Source organism: Thorsellia anophelis DSM 18579, assembly GCF_900111395.1.
Taxonomy (GTDB): domain Bacteria; phylum Pseudomonadota; class Gammaproteobacteria; order Enterobacterales; family Thorselliaceae; genus Thorsellia; species Thorsellia anophelis.
On record NZ_FOHV01000016.1, the window covers coordinates 41,923 to 53,316 of the forward strand.

The following is an 11,394-nucleotide window of genomic DNA, read 5'->3' on the forward strand; positions in this document are numbered from 1 at the left end:
CTAATGTTCAATTTTATAAGGGGCGTCAGAAGAATGAGGCAGAAATAGGAGTGTAAGCCCCCTTATAAAAGTAGTCAAGAAAAAAACTATTCCTCATTTATCAGTTTTTTTGTGTATTTATTTTAAGAATCTACGAATATTAATCTTGGCATGTTTTCTATTTTGACAAATTGAATTTGAGATGGATAATGATTAAGTCTGATTCAGGATTTGATTGATTAAATTAGAATTTTTTACAAATTAGTGCATTTAACCAAAGTTCATTAGCGCGATCAGCCCTTTTGTCTGAAGTAATCCAGGTCTTGATAATTTCAAGGCGCTCACTTTTACTCACAAACACTTCAAGTGCGTTTTCATTTAAATCATTAAAGTAACGCCCGTGATTATCGAATCTTTCAGATGTGCCATATTTAAACGATAGGTATAAAATTCCCGTATCCTTAAGTGCATCAGCCAATTTTATAAAAATTTCATTTAATTTTATTCTTGGTACATGCAATAAACTAGCACAGGCCCAGATACCATCAAATTTGATATCGTAATCCATATTTTCAAATGTATGACATAAGACCTTTTGACCAATATTTTCAGATGCAATGCTCGCAATGGAAGGAGAGGCGTCAAAAGCTGTAACCATGAATCCATTTTGTATAAAAGCTAGAGCATCCCGACCAGAACCACAACCGGCATCAAGAATATGTCCTTTGGGTAAAATATAAGTTAAAAACTCTGACCTGAGATCTGATACATCGACATTAAATGTTGCGTTAGTAAATATACTTGCATGTTTTTCATAATATTCATTTGTATTCAAAATATAGCCGTTCCTTTTGTATTTGTTGTCCAGTTCTGAATGAGTCTTAATTTTGCTTCATTGTAGTTGTTTTGTAAAAAAAATTTTCTTTTATCCGGTGTTGTACCAGTTTGTTTAATTAGAGTTTCTTTTAGTGGGTGATGACTTGTAATAAGGTATTCATTACGTTTATATAAGCGTTTTAAATAACATATATCAGGTATCTTATCAAATTTTCCATTAACCCCTCTATTGCAATCGCGGCACGCAAGTACTAAATTCCATATACCATTTAAGTTATTAATCTGTGATTTTTGTTGTAAAGTATAGGGGAGGAAATGATCTACATCAGCATATTCTTGAGAAGCTTGAATTAAATTAATGTTTCCATAGCAATAAAAACATACCCCCTTTTGATAACCATTTAATGCATCTCTACAAGATGCTAAGTTAACTCGTTTTTTAATATCCGTTCCAAATAATGAACCATCTAAATTATCGTAAGTGATTATTGAATTAGATATTTTATTATGCCAAGCGAATTCAACTAATTGCCATCTTGCTTCTATTTCACGTTCTAAATCAAAATAATTAGACATTTCATGGAGTTTGTAAAGGTTTTCTGTGATTCTAATTCCTTTATTCGTTTTACGCTCATCCAAAAAAAATAATTTTTTAATTGGCTCTTTAGCAACAATATGGAAGGCATCTAAAACATCTTTAAATCCATATTGTACTGTTTTATCAATTAATTGAGTTTGAGATATTGCATTTTGGTTATAAAGTCTACAGATATCTAAAAATTTACTTGAATTTGACGTGGTTTGCCTATCATAATAACTTAGATGTTTACAAATCTCATAACTGTATACTTTAGCAAGTTCATTAATGTTTATAATATCATTATTTGAGTTTGCATACTTGAATAGTGCTTTTGCTAGCGCAAATTTATAGCACGCTGTATTTTTGCCAAATAAAATAATAGCGCGCCAATAATTTTGAAGTGTTGGAGTTAGTTCATAAAATTCTTCTTGCAAATAGAACATTCTTATATTTCCAAAATTGGATAAGCATTGTCCATATGCTAAGTATAATTATTTAAGTGTGTGGATTATCTCTAAAGATTACTAGACTCAGTCTATTTTGGCAAGTTTATAATTTGTATTGCAGGCTTATTTAATATCTGAATGATTGTATGGTTATATATTAAAAATATTTTTAAATATGTTTAGTATATTTGGATGTCTATATTTTGAAAGTTATTTGCTTGCTTAAACCAATGTGATAAAAATTATTAAATTATTTGCTGTTATATGATTCTTGCATAATTTTGATAGATAATTATTCATCATTAAAAATTAAAGTCTTTCTTGTTATGTATTTTATCATCTACTATAGGAGATAGCCGCCTATTAGGCGGCTAGGATTGAAATGATTTTTAAAAAAAGCTTACTTGTAAGTTATGGTAGGTGAAATACCGAAACAGCTTGAGCTAAGTTATTAGCTTGCTGTTCTAGTGTTCTAGTTGAGGACGCAACTGTATGGACTATTGTGCCATTTTGTTGAGTCACTTGATCCATTTGGTGAACAGCTTCTGAAATTTGCTCAATTCCTTTACTTTGCTCATCAGATGCGTTTGATATTTCAGCGATTATAGCGTTAACTTTAACAGCAGAATTGACTATTACTTCCATGGTCTCGCCAGAATTTTTCACGAGTGAAGCGCCTGTGCTCACGCGTTGTAATGCATCTTCAATTAGTTCTTTAATTTCTTTAGCAGCTTGTGCACTTCGTTGAGCTAAATTTCTAACTTCACTCGCTACTACAGCAAAACCTCTTCCTTGTTCTCCTGCTCTAGCAGCTTCTACCGCAGCATTTAAAGCAAGAATATTTGTTTGGAATGCAATGCTATCAATTACATTAGTAATGAGTCCAATCTTTTGTGAGCTTTCAGATATTTCATTCATTGTTGAAATAACAGTGGATGTGATTTCACCGCCTTTTTTAGCTGTTCCTGAAGTATCTTCAGCTAGAACAGATGCTGAGCGTGCGTTATCAGCATTTAACTTAACTGTTTGAGTGATTTCTTCCATGCTTGCGGCGGTTTGTTCAAGTGATGCAGCTTGTTGTTCAGTTTTAGTTGATAAATCTTCTCCGACTAATGCTAAATTTTGTACACCTTTCACTATGATATCTGAAGCTTCCCTTACTGTATGCACTGTATTAATCAAAGAGTTTTGCATTTTGTCAAAAAATTGAAATAATTTTGAAATTTCATTTTTTCCACTTACATGGATATGGTTTGATAAATCGCCATTAGTAATGTATTCAAATTGCTCTAGTAGGGTATCGAGTGGATTTATAATTACTTTTTTAAGCCAAATGATTGCAGATATAACTATAAAAAGGACAATTATACTTCCAAGTATAATTTGTAAAAGCGCAATGCGATAATCTGCTATTTTTTCATTTTGCTTTTTTTCTAGTTGGGCGTTAATATTATCAATATACTCTTTAAATGCCTGTTCGTAAGCAATTTGGTAAGGTTGTGGGTTAAATTCCATAAACCCATCAGCTCCTCTAGACTTTAACGCAGCCATTTGTTGATCTAATACGTCTAAAAATGCCAGGCCAGCTTTTTCTACTGACGCTTTTAGAATTCTTCCATTCTCTGAAATTGTTGGTAAATTCAAAAATGCATTAAAGTTATCACGGGCATGTTTTAACTCTTTTTCGGAGCTTTCCATTAATCCAGGGAGTTTGTCGTCGAATTTGTACCAAATATGAAGCATCGTTCTATGAGTTTCAATTCTAGCACGTAAAAGTGCTTCTTCACTTGATGCTAGATATTCACGTTGCTGGTTTAATACAACAACTTCATCAAAATCAACTAGTGAGCGATTTGCACTACTAAAACTAAGCCCGCTATTTATTAGCTGTAGTATTGCAAATATAATAAAGATACTAATAAGGCTGGTTGATATCTTGATGTTTTTAAACATAGAAATGCATCCTTCAAAAGTGTTTAAAGCGATTGATTTAGTTTAATGCTAATGGCTAAATTAGTTACGAATTTCATTATACAGAACGATAATTCATTTAATAACTCTATTACATTTTCAAATGAAAGTAAACGTAACAAAATATTTTTATCTTTGCTTTGTTATTATGCTTTTGATTCAAAATAATTAGTAGTTAAGTAATGTTAGTAAGTATTTTTTATCGACAACCAGCATCCAGTAATTATCCTTTTCTAATTATAAACCAATAGTAGGCTTATAATTAGGATTATAGATTCAAGCAACTGTTTTTTTATAAATTGATTATAAGTCATGAAGTTATACTAGGAAAATAAGTATTCAGCACTATTCTTGTGAATGTTAAATCGCCAATTTATGTATAACCGACTTAATTATATACTGCTTTATAATTTTCCCGAAAATTAAGGAATATAGTTGTTCAAAATGGAAAAATTAGCCATCGTGAAATGATTAACTGTAGGAGCTTGGGATAGCGTAGTCGAAGTTTCGGTTGGCATCTTAAATTAGGAGATATACCAAATTAAGGAAGCAATATGCTAGATATGATAATTAAAGGTGATAATGGTAACTTATTTAGTTTACATGACATTTCAATTGAGAAGGGTGGTTTCTCTACTTATGTAAGTATAAAATCTTCATGGTATCAGGCTAAAATTAACTTTAGTTCATCGCATGAACGGATTAAAGCATTCATCGTACCATTAGAATAATTAATACTAAGAAAAAAATTAAATATTAATTTCATTAATGAGAATGGTAATTATGAACTAAATATCTTAATTGATGTATTAGGTAGAGTAATATTAAGTGGTTGTTTGTTGAATGATATGCTAGGTAGTTCATCCTTAACATATAAATTTGAATCAGACCTACAAGGATTATCACTATTTTATTCTCAATTGAGACTAATATACACGTAAAAAACTAATTAGAATTATCTGTTGGTGCACTGGAATACTGAATGCTTATTAAGATTTTTCTCTATTAAGATATGAAAGTTGGACTAGCTAGTGGAATAGAGTAGTAGTTAGCGCGCACTGCCTAGCTGGATTTGCCCAACTTAGCCAATATACGGAGCTAGGGGGGTACTGGCTCATCGTAATGCAGTGATGCTAACACCGTTTACTGAACAACAATGTCACTAACTTCAACAAGGATAACATTCTCAACTGATCAGCACGGAAGTTACACACAGTTGACACTGCAATCTGCTACATCAACTGATTGACAACACTCGAACGATGGTAACTTGCACCATCAAGTATGATATGAATGTGTTTATTTTTAGGGATGATTACAGCCCATTATCACACCTTAATGTCTGGGGTTTGCCTCTCCATTCTATAATTCGTTGCAATGAATCAATTACTCGGGAGCTAGAGAATGATAAATCAATATCCAGACATAGCCCTTCACGATTAAAATCATCAATCACATTAAATGCTCTTATTGCTTTTCTCCTCGATAATGCATTGGACATAAAATCCATTGACCAAACGATATTTGGCTGTTCTGGAGACTTAAGCTCTTTTGGAGTATCACGTTTAAGTCTCTTTCTAGGTTTTATTCTAAGATCCAGTTTAAGTTCACAGTAAATACGATAAACACATTTATGATTCCATTTTTTACCTTTAACGTTGCGCAAATAATCGAAACAAAGTTTGAATCCCCATTGCTTATAATTTTCAATGAGCTCAACTAATTCATCAGCAATTTGAGCATTTTCATCAGATAATTTAGTCGTATAGCTATAACACGTTTGACTAATTCCGAAAATTTCACACGCTAATCGTATACTAATTCCTAATTGTTTCACGGTCTCGAGCCATCATCTTTCTATCTGATGGCTTTATCACTTTCCCTCGAGCGCTTCTTGCTTAATTTTAGATTTTAAGCGCTCTTCAGCTTACATTTTTTTAAGTCTACTATTTTCTTTCTCAAGCTCCTTAAGTCTTTTCATCATTGGCATGTCCGTACCAGCAAATTTTGAACGCCATTTATAAAAAGTAGCTGAGCTAATACCCCATGCTCACGGCAGACATTTTGAACTGAGATACCTGCTTCATTTTGTTTTAATATCGATATTATTTGGCTGTCAGTAAATTTTGATGTTTTTATTTAGAATCTCCTTTGCTTTATTTTAAGAGAAAATTCTACTTTTCGGTCTTGTTATTTTAGGGATGATTACAATTTGTTTTTATATGCCTGTCAAAAAAATCGGTATGATATTATTTATCATTTTCTCAATCCTGTAGATGGAAATACGTAATAACCATTATGTACAATTTGGTATAGGTGTTCTCCTTGTTGTGTTTATTGATAGCAAGTTTATCGCCTCCGAGTTTTAAAATATCTCCTCTATATTATTATTCATCGGCTAAATCAAGGCAGTGAAGACGAGTAGGGTTCCTGAATAAGCACCCAAAAGAATAATAGGGCTAGTTTTTTACTCAACTTCCTCCTCCTGATATTGTTTTCAAATTTATTGGTAAGGATATCTGTAGATGTCATGCAGCTTTTTCAATATCTACCAATCCAAGTGGCTATTCATTAATGTTCATAATATTTAATTTTTGAGCATGAAGCGTTAATAGTCCTTAAAAAGGTGAAAAATTTTTTGGCAATTATTGACATTGTGGTTATAAAGATATCCGTATGACAAGGATATTCGTAAAAGCTATATCCAAGAAAGGTTGGGAAGTGTACCAAGAATCCTGTTAAGTAACGTCCCGACAAACCAAAGGGAGGGTGAGTAAAACTTGTAAATCCAGCTTTTATACCCAGAAATTATCATTCCGTCTTATTGTAACCGTCCCTTACTGCCTGTTCCATTGTTGATAATTCTTCATCGGTCAGGAAGTCAAAGTGAGAGGATCTCTTTCTTGTGGAAAGGCTACCGTTGTTATGCAGGCATAACTGGATAAATAAATCAATCAGGCGGTCAGGCATATCAATGATGTCCTGTATCGCCTTCTTAGTATTGTCGTAGTTAGCCAGAAAGCTAAGCTCTTCCACGAGTTCCTCTTCGATCGTTTTAGTTACAAACTCATACAAGGCTTCTGACTGAGCTGTCATATCCATATATTGATACCAGCATGCGGTTGCATTCTCGACGGTCATTTGTCCCATTTCATCCAGCCGATAATCGATGAGTTGCAATAATGGTCTGGAGAACGCTTCCAGCGATGCATCATAGTCAGCCGGATTTTTGAGCATAACAGCTGAAACCGGAAACATGAGCCCACGTGGCACCAGCTCCTGCAGCGACATAATGTTATGTATCAGAAATCTATGGATTCGACCGTTCCCATCCTCAAACGGATGCAGAAACACAAATCCATACGCGATAGCCGCCGCATGAATGATCGGGGATACATTTCTCGCTTTCATCCGCTTATGAGATTCGATCAATCCCTCCATTAGGCTTTGCAGATCATCAGGTTTTGGACAAATGAAATGTATGACTTCCTTTTGATAGGCAACAGTCTGGCCGACATAATTCTGGCTCACCCGATAGTCACTGTCTTTGAAACGCGGATCGACTATCCGGTTCTGAAGCTCTATCAGTCTTTCCTTTTCACAGAAGTCTTCCTTTTCGGCAAGCTCCAGTGATGTGATAAATTTTTCAGTTCGAGAAGCATTGGGCTTGATGTGCTCAATTTCAAAGGATGACTTTGTTTCTTTGTTGTAGAGGTAGCTCAGTGCTCGGCGAAGCAGTTCCGGTGGATATGCAGTGACGATATCCTCGCACCTTTTACGCAGGTCAGATGAATCCAGCTTGGCAAGCTTTTCGGTCCTTCTTACGACAGGACAAAACGATTTGGGACCAAGAAGGTTGTTTACAATGCGGTGACGTGAAGATTTCTCACCATCCTGAACGGTGTAATAATCTTTAGCTTCCAATGCATCAACATAATTGCCGCAAGTTAGGTCATCGATAGGCAGTTGTTTGCCGGTCAAAAACTCATAAAAGAACCAGATTCTCCTAGCATACTTCCCAGTAGGTTTGGATTTGATGAACTCGGTGAGCTCATCCTGAGAAACCTTTTCGAAGATTCGAACTAGTAAGCCCAGATTGACTCCGTCATATTTCAGCACAAATTCAAGATGGTCTCCGACTTTTTCCCCAGGCCAGTACCTTATAGGGTAGATGTCTTCTATTGTTCCATTCTGAACCTTCGATTTATGAGTTCCTGATGAGGACACAAACGAGGTATGCCAATGGGGCATGCCTGTCAGATCCATCATATCAAGCAGATACGCGTAGCCTGCTGGGCGAGATTCCAAAACATTTATATCCATGCGGTCTCCTCGTAAAACTGTTATTCTGCTGGTAATATAGTTAAAAATAGGCTATTTGTAAATAAAATAATTATAAATAGGCTTTTGTCTAGTAAAATAATTATAAATAGGCTTTTATCTAGTAAAATAATTATGAATGAGTGGCTGACATCTATAAATTAGTATTTGGCTGGCGAAACTGTTATTGCTGCTGGCAAAACGATTATAAATAACCACTTGTCTGGTAAAATAGTTAAAAAGGCTACCATTGTAGAAAGACATTTCTACAATGTAGAATGTCTGGAGAGTACTTTTCTGCATCGCAATAATATGATAATTATATGTTTATTTTGGCCAGTATCGTTAGAATGTTTTTTAACTCGTGCTAGCATTAGACTATCTAAATTTCTAAGGTATTGATTAAATAACGGACAATTGCCCAACAGCTTTTGTGTTTTTAAAAACTTCGTGTTAGCCAACTAACAATAAACATTTTTTGCATCATATCCTAATTACAAGAGACAAGGTTGAGTTTAAATGGCTAAAGACTTGACCACATGATTATTTGACCGCCAGAATATAATGAGTAACCATTATGCTTTTGAGCAAGCAGAAAGTCATTTAGAATTAGGGAGTGTACAATTTGAAGGCACAATCGTATTTACCAAGGGACAAATCACTAATTTATTTGATGTAAGTGAAGGTACTATTAAGAAGTATTTGGTTAAATATGCAGATGAATTAAAAAGTAATTGCTACGCTTTGCTTACAGGCGAGCAACTCAGAAAGTTTAAGGATTTGTTTTTTGGTATCGTAATTCATTACGGTACCAAAACAGCTATATCAGTTTATAATTACTTGATATTGTATTAGATGTTTTTGCTGAGAGAACGGGCATACATAAAAAATTTATTAATCAGCGCGATGAGAGCTATCTTGTTTCTGCCACTCAAGAAATGAGCTATCATCGTCAATTTTTTGATCCTTAAAAATAGGTTTTTGAAGTAATAAGTGGACCCTGTAAATAATTCTGTGTATTTGCCAATTTTATTGATAGGTGTTCTAAAAGCGAACACCACATATTAGGATAAAATTTTTCAATACAAATCCCTACACATTAAAGCGCAATTCTCATTTTAACTTATTGTATTGTAATTATATTTAATTTCTCATTTCAAATTATACTCACCTTTATACTCACTTTGGTAATTGCTGGGATAATAGCCCTATGTGTTTTTGTAGCGCTTATAAGCCTAAGTAACAAAATTTAGTTCTACTAGTTTAACCTGTACATGATAACAAATCGATGAAATCATAGATTTTTGATACTCCTAAAAAACTATCAAAATCAGTCGGATAATTAATTATATCTAATTTTGCAATGAGGTATGCTGTAGGCATAGAGCAATGAGCTTGATAGTTATGTTTCTTTGTTGATAAAAACATTGATAGCAGTGAAACAGCTTGATTAAAAAAAGTACCACGATTGAAATGGAAAATTATGTTACAGTTAAAAACTTGCCGTAATTTTCTTACGGTCTAGAATGAAGGATATATTGTATATTTAATAGAAGAAAAGTTATTATGATCACTAAATTTTCGGTTAAGAATTTCAGAAATTTTAAAGAACGTATTGAATTTGATCTTGCAACGCAAAAACAATATGAATTTAATACCGATGTGGTAAAAGATGGGTGCGTTAAGCATGGCATGTTATACGGAAAAAATGGAGAGGGAAAAAGTAATTTAGGTTTAGCTTTAGTTGAATTAACTTCACATTTGCACCTTGAGGATACTAAATACGCTGAATTGGGCAATACATTTCTTAATGCCGCAAGTGAAGATCTATTGGCGGAGTTTTCATTTGATTTTTACCTAAATAAACATAATGTTACCTATAGTTATGGTAAAAATGAATCTAGAATTATTCAATATGAAAGACTAGAAATTGATAACCAAACAGTTGTTGAATGGGATAAAAATCAAGGTGGTAGACTAAAAACATCATTGCTTGGCACAGAGACGTTGAACAGCGATTTATCAGATTATAATGGCTCAGCAATTAATTATATTAAAAATAACGCGATTCTTCTGCAGGATTCTACTAATCATTTATTTTTTGATTTCTTGCGCTTCTCTAAGGGTATGGTGTGCTTTAAAACAATGGCTAAAGCAAGTGAATTTCATGGTTTAAAACCTCACTCTTATTCCACTATACAAGAACAAATAATTAATGGTAGTGGTGTTGATAAATTTCAAGATTTTCTCAACAGTCTAGACATAAAATGCGATAGATGTCAAGCAACCTGTCCGTTTTTTTCACTGCTATTTGCCTTATTTTCTTTAACTGGGTTAAATACTATTTCATCTTCATAATCCCAGTCTCTTGTATCTCGAGTATTCCAACGCTCTGGAAAGGTTAATTTAGCGACCCTATAGACTTCTTTTCGTTTAGCCAGTATGTCACCATCAATACCTTGATGGCGCTGAGCAGGCGTCACGTATTTAATGCCACTGTGTCTATGTTCATTGTTGTACCAATAAACAAAACTGAGCACCCATTCTCTTGCTTCCTCTATGTCCCTAAATCCTTGTCTTGGGTATTGCTTACGTGTTTTCATACTACCGAATAAACTTTCAGAAAATGCATTGTCATTACTGACAGCAGAACGGCTATAGGAAGCGATGATCCCAAGCTGTTCTAATTTAGCTTTCATCGTGTACCCTTTCATTGGGCTGCCATTATCAGAGTGTAGTGTTAATTCATCCCTGTTAATATTCTCTTTTTTTCGCAATCTTTTCAATTAATTGTGAGGCTAATTCAGCTGACTCAGTTTCATAGATCTCCCAGCCTGTAATATACCGACTGTAAATATCTAACACTAAATAAAGTTTAAAATATTCACCTTTGATGAGTGTGGGTAAGTAAGTAATATCCCATGACCACAACTGATTGGGTTTGGTTACCACATAGGTACGAATAGGTTTCGGTGAATTCTTTTTAATTGTTGACATTGATTTTTTAACAAGCAAATTCTCAGCTCTCATTATCCTATAAAATGATGATTCTGAAGCAATATAAACACCCCTATCTGCCAAGATTGGAACGATTTGTGCAGGTGGCAGCATGACAAACTCATCCGAAAGGCAGGTATCAATAATAACCTGTCTGACTTCAGGTGTAATTGCATGCTTATATTCACGCGCTTTGGCTGCTTGAGGTCTTGCATCACCAGTGCGGCCTGACTCCCTTAATTCAGCTATCCAGCGTCTATACGT

The 11,394-nt window shown here is 34.1% G+C and carries 9 protein-coding genes and 1 pseudogene; 3 read left to right on the plus strand and 7 right to left on the minus strand.

Going from position 1 to position 11,394, the window contains the following annotated elements:
- Positions 1-223: 223 nt before the first annotated feature.
- From BMW37_RS09965 to BMW37_RS09975, 3 genes are all read right to left on the minus strand, one after another.
- Positions 224-814, minus strand: a complete 591-nt coding sequence (locus BMW37_RS09965; protein WP_218139515.1) for a class I SAM-dependent methyltransferase — start codon at positions 812-814, stop codon at positions 224-226.
- Positions 811-1,839, minus strand: coding sequence for an HNH endonuclease family protein (locus BMW37_RS09970; protein ID WP_093320464.1), 1,029 nt, complete (start codon positions 1,837-1,839; stop codon positions 811-813). The genes BMW37_RS09965 and BMW37_RS09970 overlap by 4 nt, the downstream gene beginning before the upstream one ends.
- A 414-nt stretch (positions 1,840-2,253) precedes the next feature.
- The gene (locus BMW37_RS09975; protein ID WP_093320467.1) at positions 2,254-3,795 is read right to left on the minus strand and encodes a methyl-accepting chemotaxis protein; all 1,542 of its coding nucleotides are present in this window, start codon (positions 3,793-3,795) and stop codon (positions 2,254-2,256) included.
- A 572-nt stretch (positions 3,796-4,367) separates the two neighbouring features.
- On the opposite strand from BMW37_RS09975, the gene BMW37_RS15140 reads away from it, so the two are divergent.
- Complete coding sequence (locus tag BMW37_RS15140) at positions 4,368-4,544, plus strand: hypothetical protein (RefSeq protein ID WP_177168640.1); 177 nt, start codon at positions 4,368-4,370, stop codon at positions 4,542-4,544.
- A gap of 590 nt (positions 4,545-5,134) precedes the next feature.
- Here the strand turns inward: BMW37_RS15140 and BMW37_RS15595 are convergent.
- Together BMW37_RS15595 and BMW37_RS09995 are read right to left on the minus strand one after the other, a co-directional pair.
- Positions 5,135-5,952, minus strand: a pseudogene (locus BMW37_RS15595) (transposase); the annotation flags it as partial.
- A gap of 672 nt (positions 5,953-6,624) precedes the next feature.
- On the minus strand, positions 6,625-8,136 hold the full coding sequence (locus tag BMW37_RS09995; RefSeq protein ID WP_093320473.1) for a Fic family protein: 1,512 nt from the start codon (positions 8,134-8,136) through the stop codon (positions 6,625-6,627).
- Positions 8,137-8,697: 561 nt separating this feature from the next.
- Here BMW37_RS09995 and BMW37_RS10000 point away from each other — a divergent pair.
- Entirely contained in the window at positions 8,698-8,988 is a 291-nt protein-coding gene (locus tag BMW37_RS10000) for a hypothetical protein (protein ID WP_093320476.1), read from the plus strand.
- A gap of 711 nt (positions 8,989-9,699) precedes the next feature.
- A complete protein-coding gene (locus BMW37_RS10005) occupies positions 9,700-10,491 on the plus strand; it encodes an AAA family ATPase (RefSeq protein ID WP_093320478.1) in 792 nt (263 codons plus the stop codon).
- Here the strand turns inward: BMW37_RS10005 and BMW37_RS10010 are convergent.
- Together BMW37_RS10010 and BMW37_RS10015 are read right to left on the minus strand one after the other, a co-directional pair.
- Positions 10,413-10,832: an integrase core domain-containing protein gene (locus BMW37_RS10010; protein ID WP_177168641.1), complete on the minus strand. Its 420-nt coding sequence runs from the start codon at positions 10,830-10,832 to the stop codon at positions 10,413-10,415. The two genes, BMW37_RS10005 and BMW37_RS10010, sit on opposite strands and share 79 nt — an antisense overlap.
- Before the next feature lie 55 nt (positions 10,833-10,887).
- On the minus strand, positions 10,888-11,394 hold a 507-nt coding region (locus BMW37_RS10015), incomplete at its 5' end, for a DDE-type integrase/transposase/recombinase (protein ID WP_177168642.1).